We start from the raw sequence: 16,815 nt of genomic DNA on the forward strand, positions 1-16,815 counted from the left end.
GAGGACGCGGTGTATGCCGCGTCCTTTTTTTATGCGCGCTGAATTCGTTCTGTCTGTGTGGGCTGGGGATATCTGAGCGGATCATGCCGTTCATCGGTATCGAACGGCCGATGGTCATTGCAAAGTATTACTGACGGCAAATTATCGAGATGCTGCCGCAGCGAGGACAGCCTGAGATGCTGTAAAGCCTGTCAGGTGTTGGTGTAACCAGCAGAACCGGCGTACGAAAGGTCAAACAGACCTATCGTATTGTTCGATACGTCCGAGCGAAATTTTGCGCTTTCATTCGATAGATAAAAAGCTAGTCTGGTAACACTTCTGACAAGGTACTGGTAATGCAGCTACGTAATTCATCCTCTCGCTACGGTCTGGTCAGCATGGTGCTGCACTGGGGTGTGGCTGCTGTCGTGTTTGGAATGTTTGCGCTGGGGCTGTGGATGGTCGGGCTGGATTACTACGATACGTGGCGCAAGGCGGGCCCTGATCTGCACAAGAGCATCGGCATCACGCTGTTTGCGATCATGCTGATCCGCGTGGTCTGGCGTCTGCTCAGTCCGCCACCGCCGCCGTTGACCAGCTACAGTAAGTTGACGCGCATCGGTGCTGCATTCGGCCATCTGTTTTTGTACGTCGCACTGTTTGCCGTGATGTTCGCCGGGTATCTCATTTCCACCGCCGACGGCGTGGGGATTCCGGTATTCGGCCTGTTCGATGTGCCCGCGCTGGTTTCGGGCCTTCCTGATCAGGCAGAAACGGCGGGCTGGATTCACCTGTATCTGGCCTGGGTCATCGTGATATTCGCGGGGCTCCATGGTCTTGCTGCATTGAAGCACCACTTCATCGATCGCGATGTGACCCTCAAGCGCATGCTGGGTCGTAATTGATTGTTCAACCAAAACGGGAATAAAAGCATGTTGAAGAAGTCTCTCGCCGCTCTGGCTCTGGGTACCGCACTGTTGTCTGCTGGCCAGGCCATGGCCGCCGACTACGTTATCGACAAGGAAGGTCAACACGCATTCGTTGACTTCAAGATCAGCCACCTGGGCTACAGCTTCATTCACGGTACCTTCAAGGACTGGGACGGCACGTTCAGCTTCGACGCTGCCAAGCCTGAAGCCAGCAAAATCAATGTCGAGCTGAAAACCGCCAGCCTGTTCACCAACCACGCCGAGCGCGACAAACACATCTCCAGCAAGGATTTCCTGGACGTTGCCAAATACCCGGAAGCCAAATTCGTTTCCACCGCAGTCAAATCGACTGGCGAGAAAACGGCTGACGTCACTGGCGACCTGACCCTGCACGGCGTGACCAAGCCAATCGTCATCAAGGCAACCTTCAACGGCGAAGGCAAGGATCCGTGGGGCGGCTACCGTGCCGGCTTCAACGGTACTTCGACGCTGAACCTGAACGACTTCGGCATCAAGGGCCCAGGCCCGACGTCGCAGACGCTGGATCTGGACATCAGCTTCGAAGGCGTACAGAAGAAGTAATTGCACGCTTGATCGACAGAACGCCGACCCTTGGGGCGGCGTTTTTGTGGGTGCGATGAAACGTCTTGGGATGACTATCGTGCCAATGCTCCGCGTTGGCATGCATTTCGTGACGCTCTGCGTCACAGATCGGCGCTGCGCCACCCGCTTAAGATCGGACGCGGAGCGTCCAGGGCTGCGCTACCACGCGGAGCGTGGGAGCGATGATCAACATCCTCCAGGGCCACAAACAAAAACGCCCCGAGCAGGTCGGGGCGTTTTTAGTGTTGCGTGGCTATCAGCTGTCGCGATTGCGGGTCAGCAGGGCCGGTTTTTCACCGCGTGGGCGTGTTGGCAACTGGTCCAGTTGCTCGGCAGACGGGAAACGGTCGATCTTGGATTCCTTGTGCACGATCTTCGGCTGAGGCTGACCGTCGCGCGGGGCACGCACGGCTGGCTCCTGACCTTCACGCGGCAAGGGCTGATCTTCACGTGCCGGGCGACGACCGCGCGGCTGGCCATCACGCGAACGCGGAGCCGACGAACCCGAACCGTTGCGCTTTGGCGCGCCAGTACCGGAACCGTTACGAGCGCCGCCCGCAGGTCGACCCGAATTGGCTGGGCGAGCTGCGCCGCCAGCAGCCGGTGCTGCACCGGGCGCAGCAGCAGGACGACGACCACGGTTCTGGCCTTTGCCCTGATAAGGACTGACGTAGTCAGCACGATTGCCGAAGTTGTCTACTTCATCATCGCGGAACTCGTCCGGCGCACGATCGGCTGCCGGGCGCGGTATGGATGGCTGCGATGCACGCTGTTCGCTGCGAGGCGTGCCCTCACGAGGTTTTTTTTCGCGTGGCTGCCTTGCAGGGCGTTCGCCAGTGGCGGCTGCAGCGGCAGGTTTTTCCTTGCCTTTGTCCTTGCCCTTGTCGCGACGACCGCCGTTGTTCTTGTCGCCGGCAGGACGTGCACCACGAGAGTTGCGAACATCCGGACGCTCACGCACTTCCGGTTTTTCAGCCTCGACTGCGGTGATGTCGAAGCCCATCAGGTCGCCATCGGCGATCTTCTGTTTAGTCATGCGCTCAATGCTTTTGAGCAGCTTCTCTTCGTCCGGCGCAACCAGGGAAATGGCTTCGCCCGAACGACCGGCCCGGCCGGTACGACCGATACGGTGAACGTAGTCTTCATCGACGTTTGGCAGCTCGAAGTTGACGACATGCGGCAGCTGGTCGATATCCAGGCCGCGTGCGGCGATATCGGTCGCAACCATGATGCGTACATCACCTGCCTTGAAGTCGGCCAGTGCCTTGGTACGGGCGTTCTGGCTCTTGTTGCCGTGGATCGCGACCGCCGCAAGGCCGTGCTTGTCCAGGTACTCGGCCAGACGGTTGGCGCCGTGCTTGGTGCGGGTGAAGACCAGCACCTGTTCCCAGGCACCGACGGTAATCAGGTGCGCCAGCAGTGAACGCTTGTGGTTGGCGGCAAGGCGGAAAACCCGTTGCTCGATACGCTCGACCGTGGTGTTCGGCGGCGTGACTTCGATGCGCTCTGGGTTGTGCAGCAGCTTGCCGGCCAACGACGTGATGTCATTGGAGAAGGTAGCCGAGAACAGCAGGTTCTGGCGCTTGGCCGGCAGCCGCGCGAGGACCTTTTTCACGTCATGGACGAAGCCCATGTCGAGCATCCGGTCTGCTTCATCGAGCACCAGGATTTCGACGTGGGACAGGTCGACACTGCCTTGACCGGCCAGGTCGAGCAGGCGGCCAGGGCAGGCCACCAGGACGTCTACACCACGGGACATGGCCTGAACCTGCGGGTTCATGCCGACGCCACCGAAGATGCAGGCGCTGACGAATTTCAGGTCGCGGGCATAGAGCTTGAAGCTCTCGTGCACCTGTGCGGCCAGTTCGCGGGTCGGGGTCAGGACCAGAACGCGTGGTTGACGCGGGCCGTGACGCTGGGATTTGTCCGGAACACCATTGGGAAACAGCCGCTCCAGAATAGGGAGGGCGAAACCACCGGTTTTACCAGTACCGGTCTGCGCCGCAACCATCAGGTCGCGACCTTGCAACACGGCGGGAATGGCCCGCTGTTGCACGGGGGTAGGCTGGGTATAGCCCGCTGCCTCGATGGCGCGGACTAAAGCCTCGGAGAGACCGAGGGAAGCAAAGGACATGAGTAATCCTGTTCTGTTGGAGCTTAAGCTCAAGGGATGTCTTGCCTGGCGCGAATGGCGTGTAAAGACAACGCGATCCCGTCCGGTCCTGCCGGGTCTTCAGTGCATTCCGTGACGTCTGCGCTTGATGAAAATTGCGCTGTTGGCGTGAACGGATGACGATTGCAAGACCGGGCGTCCGGGCGTAAGCCTGGCGGGAAGGCTGAAGTATAACAGAGCGAGCGCAATACGCCGCTTTCCTGCTGCCCAACGGTGTATGAGGCCGCGATCCCCCGGAAATTACCGGTCGGACCGCGGTGCCGCAGCCGTTTTCAGCGTGGCAGTTGCAGGTTGTTCCACACCGCCAGGCTCGGTTCTGCCTGGTTCAGCGTGTAGAAATGCAGGCCGGGGGTGCCGCCTTGCAGCAGTCGTTCGCACATCTGCGTGATGACTTCTTCGCCAAACGCCTGGATGCTTTGCACGTCATCGCCGTAGGCTTCCAGCTGTTTGCGGATCCAGCGCGGGATTTCCGCACCGCAGGCATCCGAGAAACGCGCCAGCTTGCTGTAGTTGGTGATCGGCATGATGCCCGGCACGATCGGAATGCTGACGCCCATTTTCTCGACCCGCTCGACGAAGTTGAAATAGCTGTCGGCGTTGAAGAAGTACTGCGTGATTGCACTGTCGGCGCCGGCGTTGGCCTTGTTGACGAAGTGCTTGAGGTCGTCCTCGAAATTGCGCGCCTGCGGATGCATTTCCGGGTAGGCGGCGACTTCGATGTGGAAATGGCTGCCGCTTTCCTGGCGAATGAAGCTCACCAGGTCATTGGCGTGACGCAACTCACCGCTGGCCATGCCCATGCCGGAAGGCAGGTCGCCGCGCAGTGCCACGATGCGTTTGATGCCCGCATCCTTGTACTGCGCCAACAGGTTGCGCAGGTCGTCCTTGCTGTCGCCCACGCAGGACAAATGCGGCGCAGCAGGGACTTTGATCTCGTTTTCCAGCTGCAGCACGGTATTGAGCGTGCGGTCGCGGGTCGAGCCACCGGCACCATAGGTGCAGGAGAAAAAATCGGGGTTGTACGTAGCGAGCTGACGAGCAACGGTCAGCAGTTTTTCATGTCCAGCGTCGGTCTTAGTAGGAAAGAACTCGAAGCTGAAGCGGCGTTCTTGGCTCATGGAGGCCGATCTCGATATAGAAACGAACACATACTTTGTAGGAGCGGACTTGTCCGCGAAGGCTTTATTTCAGACGCTGCATCTTGATTGAATGCACAGGCCCCTTCGCGGACAAGTCCGCTCCCACAGATAATTGCCAACTGAGAGAGTGAGAGGCGTCAGGAACGCCGCGCACTCTTCACAGAAGATCAATCAGTAGCGATAAGCGTGCGGCTTGAACGGACCTTCGACGGTCACGCCGATGTAATCGGCCTGAGTCTTGGTCAGCTTGGTCACAACGCCGCCGAAGCCGCGGACCATTTCCAGGGCCACTTCTTCGTCGAGTTTCTTCGGCAGCACTTCAACGGTCAGACGCTCGGCCTTTTTGGCCGGTGCCAGGTCAGCGTACTTCTGCTCGAAGAGGAAGATCTGCGCCAGAACCTGGTTGGCGAACGAGCCATCCATGATGCGGCTTGGGTGGCCAGTGGCGTTACCCAGGTTTACCAGACGGCCTTCGGCCAGCAGGATCAGGTAGTCGTCGTTCTGTGCGTCGAACGAGCCTGGGCCAGTGCGATGGATCTTGTGAACCTGTGGCTTCACTTCTTCCCATGCCCAGTTCTTGCGCATGAAAGCGGTGTCGATTTCGTTGTCGAAGTGACCGATGTTGCACACCACAGCGCGTTTTTTCAGCGCTTTGAGCATGTTCGAATCACAAACGTTGACGTTACCGGTGGTGGTCACGATCAGGTCGATCTTACCCAGCAGCGCTTTGTCGATGCTTGCTTCAGTGCCGTCGTTTTCGCCGTCGATGAACGGGGAGACCAGCTCGAAACCGTCCATGCAGGCCTGCATGGCGCAGATCGGGTCGACTTCGGTCACTTTGACGATCATGCCTTCCTGGCGCAGCGACTGAGCCGAGCCCTTGCCCACGTCACCGTAGCCGATCACCAGTGCCTGCTTGCCGGACAGCAAGTGGTCGGTGCCGCGCTTGATGGCGTCGTTCAGGCTGTGACGGCAGCCGTACTTGTTGTCGTTCTTGCTCTTGGTCACCGAGTCGTTGACGTTGATGGCCGGGATTTTCAGCTCGCCCTTGGCCAGCATGTCCAGCAGGCGGTGAACACCCGTGGTGGTTTCTTCGGTAACGCCGTGGATCTTGTCCAGCATCGCCGGGTATTTCTTGTGGATGATCACGGTCAGGTCGCCGCCGTCGTCGAGAATCATGTTGGCGTCCCATGGCTGGCCATCCTTGAGGATGGTCTGCTCGATGCACCACTCGTATTCTTCTTCGGTTTCGCCCTTCCAGGCGAACACAGGAATGCCGGCAGCGGCAATGGCAGCGGCGGCCTGGTCCTGAGTGGAGAAAATGTTGCACGACGACCAGCGAACTTCGGCACCCAGGGCAACCAGGGTTTCGATCAGCACGGCGGTCTGAATGGTCATGTGGATGCAGCCGAGAATTTTCGCGCCCTTGAGCGGCTGGTCACCGGCGTATTTGCGGCGCAGACCCATCAGGGCAGGCATTTCGGATTCGGCAATGATGGTTTCGCGACGACCCCAGGCGGCCAGGGAAATGTCGGCAACCTTGTAGTCATTAAATTCTGCGGGCGTGATTACAGCACTCATTGAGAGTCTCCATTCCATAAAAATGCGAATGGGCGCCGTTGTGCGTTTAAGGTTTGCCGGTCGAGGATCGTCCTGGCAAACAACGCCCCATCCGAGCCTGACAGGGAAAACCTGCTGCAGCGCCCCTCGGACAGGTGGCGGGAACGGTATCAAGCGTGGATGACCGTTTTGAAACGTTGGGCAGTATAGCTGCGCTCGCGATTCTTCCCAAGGCTTTCTGTCGGTTTAAAGGCCATACAATTGCCATCTGTCTGTAATCGAGTCGATGCACATTCGCTATGACACAGGCATGGGCGCGGGCCGTCGGCTCTGCCATCATGCACGTCTCTACCGGCCAGACGCTCAGGAGTGAACATGAATTTCCACACCCGCAAGTGGGTCAAGCCCGAAGACCTCAACCCCAACGGCACGTTGTTCGGCGGTAGCCTGCTGCGCTGGATCGATGAAGAAGCGGCGATCTACGCGATTGTTCAACTGGGTAATCAGCGGGTGGTGACCAAGTACATCTCTGAAATCAACTTTGTCAGCGCCTCGCGTCAGGGCGACATCATTGAGCTAGGCATCACCGCCACAGAATTCGGCCGCACCTCGATCACCCTCAAGTGCCAGGTGCGCAACAAGATCACCCGCAAAAGCATTTTGACTGTCGACAAGATCGTCTTCGTCAACCTCGACGAAGACGGCCAGCCAGCGCCGCATGGCCGGACTGAAATCCGCTATATAAAGGACCAGTTCGACGTAGAGGATTGAGGCTCGGGTCGCTGAAGAGCGGACGCAGAGCGTCCAGAACGGCATGCGACGCGGAGCGTCGCGCGATAGTGTTCTTGCGCAAGCCTGGCGTGCCCGGGCACGACAGTTACAGAGTGATCGTTCCTCACGCTCCGCGTCGTCTATACCGCGTTTTTCAGCTCTTGGCTTGTAGCTTGCGCAACCACGCCAGACCAACGCTGGTGTCGCCTTTGGGGCGGTATTCGCAGCCGATCCAGCCGCTGTAGCCCAACTCGTCGATCACATTGAAGAGGTGTTCGTAGTTCAGCTCGCCAAGGTTCGGCTCATGGCGGTCCGGGACGCCTGCAATCTGAATATGGCCAATGCCCGCAAAGTCCCGGCGCAGTTTGCTGGTCAGGTCGCCTTCGACGATCTGGCAGTGATAGCAGTCGAACTGCACCTTCAGGTTGTCGGCACCCACCAGCTTGCAGATTTCCTGTGCCTGATCCTGACGGTTGAGGAAGAAGCCCGGCATGTCGCGGGTGTTGATCGGCTCGATCAGAATCGTGACGCCTGCGCCCTTGGCTTGCTCAGCCGCGAACGCGAGGTTTTCCAGATAGACCGCCTGATGACGCTCACGCAAGCTTTCATCGGCCAGCAAGCCAGCCATGAGATGCACTCGGTCATTGCCCAGCACCTGTGCGTACTCCAGAGCCCGCTCAATACCGCTGCGAAACTCTGCTTCACGGCCCGGCAGCGTGGCAATCCCTCGCTCGCCTGCCTCCCAGTCGCCCGGTGGAGCATTGAACAGCGCCTGCACCAGACCGTTGTCGCTCAGGCGCTGCTTGAGTTCCTGAGGGCTATAGGCGTAGGGGAACAGGTACTCGACCGCGCCGAAACCATCGGCTGCGGCTGCGGCAAAGCGCTCAAGAAAATCATGCTGCGGGTACAGCATGCTGAGGTTGGCGGCAAAACGAGGCATGTTAACTCCAGTCTTCAAAGGGTCAGACGAATGGCCAAAGCAGCAGGGTGATCACGAAGCCCAGTGTGCCGAGCAGCGTGACCAGTACGGTCCAGGTGCGCAAGCCGTCGGCGACGTTGAGGCCTGCCAGCTTGGTGAACATCCAGTAACCGGCATCATTGATGTGCGACATGGCCAGACCGCCACCGCCCATCGCCAGGCACAATAGAGCCAGGTGGTTGGCGCTCAGGTCCAGCGTGGCGATCAGCGGGCTGAGAATGCCTGCAGTGGTCACCAGTGCAACGGTGGTCGAACCCTGAACAGCGCGCAGCAGCAGGGTCAGCAGGAAGCCCAGCGCGAGTACCGGCAGACCGGTGTTACGCAGCGCCTCGGAGACCACCGCACCAATGCCGGTGTCGACCAGCACCTTGCCAAACACGCCACCGGCACCGGCAATCAGAATCACCATGGCCACACCGGGCAAGGCCGAGCCGATCACGTCGGACACCTGAGTGCGACTCCAGCCACGACGCGAGCCCAACAGCCATGCGCACAGCAGGGTATCGATCAGCAATGCCACAAGCGGCGCACCGAGAACGGTCAGCACTGCACGCAACGTGGACGTGGCTGGCAGCATGGTGGTGGCCAGGGTGCCCATCAGAATCAGCACGATCGGCAACAGAATGAGCGCGATGATCAGCCCGAAACCCGGTGCAGGTGCTGGCGGCAGTTTGCTCGCCAGGCTGCTGGCGCTTTCTTCGATGCCCATTGCTCTGGTTTCAGTGGCTTCACGCACAGCGGAATAATCGTTGCGCGCCCAGGCTTCCAGGTCTTCGTTGGTAACGTGCGGGCCGTAGACTTCGGCGCGAATATCATCGGTCATCGGGTAGGTCTTACGGGTCATGCGCCCCGCGACGAAGTAGCCGATCATGCACAGCACGGCAACGATCGGAATACCCAGCATCAGCACCCGGCCCAGGTCCGCGCCCAACTGGCTGGCGGCGGCAACAGCGCCAGGGTGCGGCGGCAGAAACGCATGCACGGCGAGCAGTGCGGCGCACATCGGTAGTGCGAAAATCAGCAGCGGCTTGCGTGCCGCACGCGCCACACCGTAAGCCAGCGGCATGAGGATGATCACGCCGACCTCGAAGAACACCGGAATACCGACCATGAAGCCTGCAACGGTCAGCGCCAGTGGCGTGCGTTTGTTACCGAAGCGGTTGATCAGGGTTTTGGCCAGCGCCTCGGCCCCGCCCGACAGATCGATGATACGTCCGATCATCGCGCCCAAAGCGATGATGATCGCGATGTGGCCAAGGGTCTTGCCCATGCCGCCTTCAATGGTGGTAACCAGATCGGCCGGTTTAACACCGGCGACCAGCGCCACGATAATGCTGACCAGCATCAGGGCGACAAAGGGCTGGAATTTGTACTTGAGCACCAGGAACAACAGCAGTGCGATGCCCGCACCGGCGACGATCATCAACATGAGCGGCGTCATGCCCGTGCACTCCGGTCGATGGTGGTAAAGAGGAACAACGAAACAGCGGGATAGGGGTGAGTCATGCTCTCGATTCCTGTTGTTATTGTTTTTCGTCCGGGAGGCGCAGCGCGCCCCCCGATCAATGTGTGTCCGTTACCACTTCGCGCCGAACACCTGACGCAGTTCTTCAAGCGCCGCCGGGTCCAGCGGCGCAGGTTTGGGATTGCTCATCAGCCACAGACGCGCTGTTTCCTCCAGCTCTTCCAGGGCGTAGCAGGCCTTGGCCACCGAACTTTCCCAGACCACCGGGCCGAGCCGCTCGAGCATCACGCCGCGCACGCTGTTGGCCAGCTCCGCCACGCGCTCGGCGACTTTCGGCGAGCCCGGACGCTCGTAAGGGATCAGCGGGATATGCCCGACCTTCATGACCTGATACGGCGTCAGCGGCGGCAGAATGTCGTCTTCGCGCCATACGCCCGCCAGGGTCAGCGCCACCAGATGCGTCGAGTGGGTGTGCACCACGCCGCCGACCTCAGGGTTGCGGTCGTAGACTTCGCGGTGCAGGGCCAGGGTCTTGGACGGCTTGCTACCGGATACCCATTCACCGGCCAGATTGACCTTGGCGATATCGGCCGGGTCCATGCGGCCCAGGCAGGCGTCGGTCGGGGTAATCAGCCAGCCGTCGTCGAGTCGTGCGCTGATGTTGCCGGCGCTGCCCACCGTATAGCCACGGCCATACAGCAGACGGCCGACGTCGCAGATTTCCTGACGCAGTGCGTTTTCGTCGATCATCAGGCCGCACCCGCCAGTTGCTTGAGCGCCTTGGCGAAGAAGTCGCGTGCACCGAAATTGCCGGATTTGAGGGCCAGAGCCAGCGGTTGTGCGCCGCTGCTCACCGTGGCCGGAACGCCCGGATCGATCTGTGCGCCGATCTGTAACAGTTGCACGCCCAGCGCCTGAACCACCGCACCGGAAGTTTCGCCACCGGCGACCACAAAGCGGCGCACACCAGCGTTAAGCAGCCCTTTGGCGATCTCGCCCAACGCGGCTTCGACCATTGCACCGGAGCGTTCAACACCCAGCTCTTTCTGCACGGCTTTGACTTCATCCGGCGTACTGGTGGCGTAGATCAACACGGTTTGCCCGGCGTCTCTGGCAAAGGTCAGCGCCTGCTCGACCACCGGCTTGCCTGCGGCCAGATCCAGCGGATTGATGCGCAGTGCAGGGCGATTGTCTTCCAGCCAGGCCGCGACCTGGCCATTGGTGGCAACCGAAGCGCTGCCCGCCAACACCACTTCGCCGCCACTGATGGCGACCTGTTTGGCGGCATCGATATCGCGCAGCTTGCCTGCCTTGCGGAAGTTACCCGGCAGGCCCAGCGCCAGACCCGAGCCACCGGTCAGCAGCGGCAAGTCGGCGCAGGCTTCGCCAAGGGTGTACAAATCGGCATCCGACAGGGCATCGGCGATCGCCATGCTCACACCTTCGGCGCGTAGCTCGGCAATTCTGTTGCGCACGCCTTCGACGCCCTGGGCAATACTGTCATAGCGCAATAGGCCGACCTTGTGGCGGGTCTGCGCTTGCAGCACACGCACCAGATTGGCGTCGGTCATGGGCGTCAGCGGGTGGTTCTGCATGCCCGATTCGCTGAGTAACTGGTCCTGTACGAACAGATGGCCACGGAAAATCGTGCGGCCATTTTCCGGGAAGGCCGGGCAGGCGAGGGTGAAGTCGCTGTCCAGCTGCTCCAGCAGTGCTTCACTCACCTGACCGATATTGCCAGCGGCGGTGGAATCGAAGGTCGAGCAGTATTTGAAGAAGATCTGCTCGCAGCCGCGCTCGCGCAGCCATTCCAGCGCAGCGAGGGATTCAGCCACCGCGTCGGCGCTTGGTGTGGTACGCGATTTCAGGGCGATGACAATCGCGTCGGCGTCCAGGCCGGCAGCCATTTCGGCGCTGGGGATGCCGATGCTCTGCACGGTGCGCATACCGCCGCGCACCAGCATGTTGGCAAGGTCGGTCGCGCCGGTGAAGTCATCGGCAATGCAGCCCAGCAGCGGGCGAGCGTTGTTCAGGCTCATCAGTCGCTCCTCAGGCTTTTTCTGGCTTGGCTTTCGGCAATTCGATGCCCGGGAAAATCTTGATCACCGCCGAGTCATCCTCGCGGCCGAAACCGGTGCTGGAGGCCTGCATGAACATCTGGTGTGCGGTGGCCGACAGCGGCAGCGGGAATTTGCTGCTGCGTGCGGTATCCAGTACCAGGCCGAGGTCTTTGACGAAGATATCCACAGCCGACAGCGGCGTGTAATCGGCATTGAGGATGTGCGGCACGCGGTTTTCGAACATCCACGAGTTACCGGCACTGTTGGTGATCACTTCATACAGCGCATCAGCATCGACGCCTTCACGCAGGCCGAGGGCCATGGCTTCGGCGCTGGCTGCGATGTGTACGCCAGCGAGCAACTGATTGATGATTTTGACTTTCGAGCCCAGCCCGTGGACGTCGCCCAGGCGATAGACCTTGCCGGCCATGCCGTTGAGGATGGCTTCTGCCTTGGCGTAGGACTCGGCAGGGCCGGACGTCATCATGGTCATCTGACCTGCGGCAGCCTTGGCGGCACCGCCGGAGATAGGCGCATCGAGGTACAGCAGGTTCTGTGCGGCCAGACGCTCGCCCAGTTCGACGGCGAAGGTGGGCGCGACGGTGGCGCAACCGATGACCAGGCAGCCTGGGCGCAGGGCGGCAATGGCGCCGTTTTCGCCAAACAGCACGGTTTCGGTCTGCTCGGCGTTGACTACGACTGTGATGATCACATCGCAGGCAGCGGCCATGCTGGCTGGGGATTGGCAGGCAACGCCGCCTTCCTGGGCAAACGCTTCGGTCACGCTGCTGCGCACATCGCAGGCATGCACAGTGAAGCCGCTACGCAGCAACGAGCGGGCAATGCCCAGACCCATCGCACCGAGGCCGATAACGCCAACGTTTTTGTTGGTCATGCAGTAATCCTCAAAGTCAGTGCCGATGCCTGTGTTGCTGGCATTCGAGCGTTATTGTTCTGATCTGTGAATCGGATAGTGAATCAATGAGTAAATAATGTGAAGTATTTTTATTTTTCACAAAAATTAACATCGATAGGCTTTTTCCATCGCCCACAAAAAAGCCCCTGTGCGGGGCTTGATTGATATGAACCGATATTCTGCGCGTTGCGCAGCCCTTCAAGGGGTCAGAACTTCGGCACTGGCGCGCTGGTGGCGTTTCTCAGTGAGCCGCTTTCCTGACGCACGACTTCTTTGGGTTTGTACGCGCAATAACCTGGGCGCGGCCCGATTTTCGGGTGGTTGCGGCAGGTGTCCGGGCGCTTGTCATAGATGGTGCACAGGCGGCTTTTACGGTCCAGATACAGGCAGTCGTTGTTGCTCATGCGCTGCAACGTGAAGATTTCCGACTTCTGGTTGTAACGCTCGACGATGCCTTCTTTCTGCAGACGCTTGGCGATGTTCTTCGCCGGGTCGCCGCGCTCGAACTCATCGACGATGCCGATGCGTATCAGGTCCTTGATCTTCACTTCTACCGGCAACGTGCAGCAACTGGACACGCAGCCCCCGCACATGTGGCTGGAGTATTTGGCCCAGGTGTCGATGCGATCGAGTTCTGCGGCGGCGATCAAGGTGGGTTTCATTTTATTTCAGAATTCCGGGTGTATCGGGGCGCGCGATCATACCGGGCCGCGGCCATTTGCAGTAAGTAAAAATTGTCGAGGCGACTGTCGGTCAGTCAGGGAAGGGCATCATCGGTATCGAGGTCCATGCCTGCCGAGCGCATTCGGTCAGCAGGCATGGCGTTCAGGTTAGCCTCAGGACTTGAGCTTGTCGTCAGCCCTGAACATGCTCCGGATGCCGCGCACGGCCTGACGGATGCGGTCCTGATTCTCGATCAGCGCGAAGCGCACGTGATCGTCGCCGTACTCACCGAAACCGATGCCCGGCGAGACACACACCTTGGCTTCGGCCAGCAGCTTCTTGGCGAACTCCAGCGAGCCCAGATGCGCGTAGGCTTCGGGAATCTTCGCCCAGACGTACATCGACGCCTTGGGGTTTTCGACCATCCAGCCCAGTTCGTGCAGGCCTTTGACCAGTACGTTGCGGCGCTGGCGATACTGCTCGGCAATGTCGAGCACGCACTGCTGATCGCCTTCCAGCGCGGCAATCGCCGCCACCTGCAGTGGCGTGAAGGTGCCGTAGTCGTGGTAACTCTTGATCCGCGCAAGAGCGTTCACCAGCTCCGGGTTGCCGACCATGAAGCCAATCCGCCAGCCCGCCATGTTGTAGCTTTTGGACAGGGTGAAGAACTCGACGGCAATGTCCTTGGCACCCGGCACCTGCATGATCGACGGGGCTTTCCAGCCATCGTAGACAATATCGGCGTACGCCAGATCGTGAACCACCAGCACGTCATACTGCTTGGCCAGCGCCACCACGCGCTCGAAGAAATCCAGCTCCACACATTGCGCCGTCGGGTTGGACGGGAAGCCCAGAATCATCATCTTCGGCTTGGGAATCGAGCCGCGAATGGCTTTTTCCAGCTCGTCGAAGAAGTCCACGCCTGGCACCAGCGGCACCGATCGCACCTGGGCGCCGGCAATCACGGCACCGTAGATGTGGATCGGGTAACTGGGGTTGGGCACCAGCACCGTGTCGCCCTGATCCAGCGTGGCGAGCATCAGGTGGGCCAGGCCTTCCTTGGAACCAATGGTCACGATCGCTTCGCTTTCAGGGTCGATGTCGACCTCGTAGCGCTTCTTGTACCAGTTGGAAATGGCCCGGCGCAGGCGCGGAATGCCCCGCGAGGTGGAGTAACCGTGGGTGTCTTCGCGCTGGGCGACGGTGATCAGTTTTTCGACAATGTGCGGCGGTGTGGCCCCGTCGGGGTTGCCCATGCTCAGGTCGATAATGTCCTCACCACGACGACGAGCAGCCATTTTCAGCTCGGCGGTGATGTTGAACACATAAGGGGGGAGTCGATCGATGCGCGCAAAGCGGCGCGGCGAACCTTGGTCAGCCATGAGTATCTCGCAAACGTAAGCGCCCGGAACCGTCCGAGCGACGTGGCCACATGAGGCGGCCTGCCGAGGAAGATAAATGCCCTGATAGCATTTTGTCCATCGGGATTTGCAACGCCGTGCCAAGACCGATATTCGGACCCCACCAAACCACCCGGCGTTGTAGAATCGGCGCTATTCATCGCCAGTCATCCCCGGCGGGTTTATGAGCTCAGGCCGAATACACGGTGATCCCGTGGTGTTCGGTTTCTTCGCTGCCTGCGGTCACTGCCGCTCGTTCGCGACGTCAATAGAAGCTCACTCCCTTCCTGATCAGCCTTATTTTTGCCGGAGTGTTTCAATGCCTGATTACCGCTCGAAAACGTCCACCCACGGCCGCAACATGGCCGGCGCCCGTGCCCTGTGGCGCGCCACGGGCATGAAGGACGAAGACTTCAAGAAACCGATCATTGCCATCGCCAACTCCTTCACCCAGTTCGTACCCGGCCACGTCCACCTCAAGGACATGGGCCAGTTGGTCGCGCGTGAAGTCGAGCGCGCCGGTGGCGTGGCCAAGGAATTCAACACCATTGCGGTCGACGATGGCATCGCCATGGGCCACGACGGGATGCTCTATTCGCTGCCGAGCCGCGAGATCATTGCCGACTCCGTCGAGTACATGGTCAATGCGCATTGCGCCGACGCCATCGTGTGCATTTCCAACTGCGACAAGATCACCCCGGGCATGCTGATGGCGTCGTTGCGCCTGAACATTCCGGTGATCTTCGTTTCCGGCGGGCCAATGGAAGCGGGCAAGACCAAACTGGCCAGCCACGGCCTCGATCTGGTCGATGCGATGGTCATCGCCGCCGACTCGACAGCCAGTGACGAAAAAGTCGCCGAGTACGAGCGCAGCGCCTGTCCGACCTGCGGGTCGTGTTCCGGCATGTTCACCGCCAACTCGATGAACTGCCTGACCGAAGCACTGGGCCTGGCGTTGCCGGGCAATGGCTCGGCTCTCGCCACCCACAGCGACCGCGAGCAACTGTTCCTGCAGGCTGGCCGCACCATCGTTGACCTGTGCCGTCAGTACTACAAGGAAAACGACGATTCGGTGTTGCCGCGCAACATCGCCAACTTCAAGGCGTTCGAAAACGCCATGACGCTGGACATCGCCATGGGCGGCTCGACCAACACCATCCTGCACTTGCTGGCCGCCGCTCAGGAAGCCGAGATCGATTTCGACCTGCGCCACATCGACCGTCTGTCGCGCAAGGTGCCGCAGCTGTGCAAGGTCGCGCCGAACATCCAGAAGTACCACATGGAAGACGTGCACCGCGCTGGCGGGATCTTCAGCATCCTTGGCGAGCTGGCCCGTGGCGGCCTGCTGCACACCGACCTGCCGACCGTGCACAGCAAGACCCTGGCCGAAGGCATCGCCAAATGGGACATCACCCAGACTGACGACGAGGCCGTGCACACCTTCTTCAAGGCAGGCCCGGCGGGCATCCCGACGCAGACCGCGTTCAGCCAGTCGACCCGTTGGGACAGTCTGGATGATGACCGTGAAAACGGCTGCATCCGCAGCGTAGAGCACGCCTATTCGCAAGAAGGCGGCCTGGCCGTGTTGTACGGCAACATCGCACTGGACGGCTGCGTGGTGAAAACCGCTGGCGTCGACGAGTCGATTCACGTCTTCGAAGGCAACGCGAAGATCTTCGAAAGCCAGGACAGCGCGGTGCGCGGGATTCTCGCTGACGAAGTCAAAGCGGGCGACATTGTCATCATCCGCTACGAAGGCCCGAAAGGCGGCCCGGGCATGCAGGAAATGCTCTACCCGACGTCCTACCTGAAGTCCAAGGGGCTGGGCAAGGATTGCGCACTGCTGACTGATGGCCGCTTCTCGGGCGGTACGTCCGGCCTGTCCATCGGCCACGCCTCACCGGAAGCGGCGGCAGGCGGAGCGATCGGTCTGGTGCGCGACGGTGACAAGGTGCTGATCGACATCCCCAATCGCTCGATCAACCTGCTGATCGACGATGCCGAGATGGCCGAGCGTCGCACCGAACAGGACAAGAAAGGCTGGAAACCTGTCGAGTCGCGTCCACGCAAAGTGACCACCGCCCTCAAGGCCTACGCCCTGCTGGCGACCAGCGCTGACAAGGGCGCGGTGCGTGACAAGGCGTTGCTGGACAAACTGGTGCCTTGATCTGCATCGGC

At 60.4% G+C, this 16,815-nt stretch carries 14 protein-coding genes and 1 riboswitch; of the genes, 4 read left to right on the forward strand and 10 right to left on the reverse strand.

Features of this window, described 5'->3' with window-relative positions; genetic code table 11:
* Positions 1–335 precede the first annotated feature (335 nt).
* Entirely contained in the window at positions 336–884 is a 549-nt protein-coding gene (locus tag FFH21_RS02085) for a cytochrome b (protein WP_002551706.1), read from the forward strand.
* A 27-nt stretch (positions 885–911) separates the two neighbouring features.
* Positions 912–1,490 (forward strand): YceI family protein, encoded by a 579-nt coding sequence (locus FFH21_RS02090; RefSeq protein WP_002551707.1) that lies wholly within the window; start codon positions 912–914, stop codon positions 1,488–1,490.
* Between the two features lie 277 nt (positions 1,491–1,767).
* On the opposite strand, the gene FFH21_RS02100 is transcribed toward FFH21_RS02090, so the two are convergent.
* The 3 genes from FFH21_RS02100 to ahcY form a co-directional block, all read right to left on the reverse strand.
* Positions 1,768–3,645 carry a DEAD/DEAH box helicase gene (locus tag FFH21_RS02100; protein ID WP_002551708.1) on the reverse strand — a complete coding sequence of 626 codons (1,878 nt, stop codon included), beginning with the start codon at positions 3,643–3,645 and terminating at the stop codon, positions 1,768–1,770.
* Between the two features lie 311 nt (positions 3,646–3,956).
* Positions 3,957–4,802, reverse strand: a complete 846-nt coding sequence (gene metF / locus FFH21_RS02105) for a methylenetetrahydrofolate reductase [NAD(P)H] (RefSeq protein WP_041924401.1) — start codon at positions 4,800–4,802, stop codon at positions 3,957–3,959.
* A 192-nt stretch (positions 4,803–4,994) separates the two neighbouring features.
* Entirely contained in the window at positions 4,995–6,404 is a 1,410-nt protein-coding gene (gene ahcY / locus FFH21_RS02110) for an adenosylhomocysteinase (RefSeq protein WP_011167489.1), read from the reverse strand.
* Positions 6,405–6,427: 23 nt separating this feature from the next.
* A riboswitch (S-adenosyl-L-homocysteine riboswitch) is annotated at positions 6,428–6,538 on the reverse strand.
* Positions 6,539–6,758: 220 nt separating this feature from the next.
* Here ahcY and FFH21_RS02115 point away from each other — a divergent pair.
* A complete protein-coding gene (locus FFH21_RS02115) occupies positions 6,759–7,154 on the forward strand; it encodes an acyl-CoA thioesterase (RefSeq protein ID WP_004409331.1) in 396 nt (131 codons plus the stop codon).
* A gap of 154 nt (positions 7,155–7,308) precedes the next feature.
* Here the strand turns inward: FFH21_RS02115 and otnI are convergent, their stop codons facing one another.
* From otnI to alaC, 7 genes are all read right to left on the reverse strand, one after another.
* Entirely contained in the window at positions 7,309–8,094 is a 786-nt protein-coding gene (otnI, locus tag FFH21_RS02120; RefSeq protein WP_011167490.1) for a 2-oxo-tetronate isomerase, read from the reverse strand.
* Between the two features lie 22 nt (positions 8,095–8,116).
* Positions 8,117–9,574 carry an SLC13 family permease gene (locus FFH21_RS02125; RefSeq protein WP_011167491.1) on the reverse strand — a complete coding sequence of 486 codons (1,458 nt, stop codon included), beginning with the start codon at positions 9,572–9,574 and terminating at the stop codon, positions 8,117–8,119.
* A 135-nt stretch (positions 9,575–9,709) separates the two neighbouring features.
* Complete coding sequence (locus FFH21_RS02130; RefSeq protein WP_011167492.1) at positions 9,710–10,348, reverse strand: aldolase; 639 nt, start codon at positions 10,346–10,348, stop codon at positions 9,710–9,712.
* The gene (gene otnK, locus FFH21_RS02135) at positions 10,348–11,637 is read right to left on the reverse strand and encodes a 3-oxo-tetronate kinase (RefSeq protein ID WP_004666462.1); all 1,290 of its coding nucleotides are present in this window, start codon (positions 11,635–11,637) and stop codon (positions 10,348–10,350) included. The genes FFH21_RS02130 and otnK overlap by 1 nt, the downstream gene beginning before the upstream one ends.
* 10 nt (positions 11,638–11,647) lie before the next feature.
* Entirely contained in the window at positions 11,648–12,553 is a 906-nt protein-coding gene (ltnD, locus tag FFH21_RS02140; RefSeq protein WP_011167493.1) for an L-threonate dehydrogenase, read from the reverse strand.
* Positions 12,554–12,780: 227 nt separating this feature from the next.
* On the reverse strand, positions 12,781–13,236 hold the full coding sequence (locus FFH21_RS02145; protein ID WP_003422458.1) for a YkgJ family cysteine cluster protein: 456 nt from the start codon (positions 13,234–13,236) through the stop codon (positions 12,781–12,783).
* Between the two features lie 174 nt (positions 13,237–13,410).
* Positions 13,411–14,619 carry an alanine transaminase gene (gene alaC, locus FFH21_RS02150; protein ID WP_002551718.1) on the reverse strand — a complete coding sequence of 403 codons (1,209 nt, stop codon included), beginning with the start codon at positions 14,617–14,619 and terminating at the stop codon, positions 13,411–13,413.
* A gap of 337 nt (positions 14,620–14,956) precedes the next feature.
* Here alaC and ilvD point away from each other — a divergent pair, with 337 nt between their 5' ends.
* Positions 14,957–16,804: a dihydroxy-acid dehydratase gene (gene ilvD / locus FFH21_RS02155; RefSeq protein WP_004667272.1), complete on the forward strand. Its 1,848-nt coding sequence runs from the start codon at positions 14,957–14,959 to the stop codon at positions 16,802–16,804.
* Positions 16,805–16,815: the final 11 nt, after the last annotated feature.

Source organism: Pseudomonas sp. KBS0707 (assembly GCF_005937945.2).
GTDB classification, from domain to species: Bacteria; Pseudomonadota; Gammaproteobacteria; order Pseudomonadales; family Pseudomonadaceae; genus Aquipseudomonas; species Aquipseudomonas amygdali.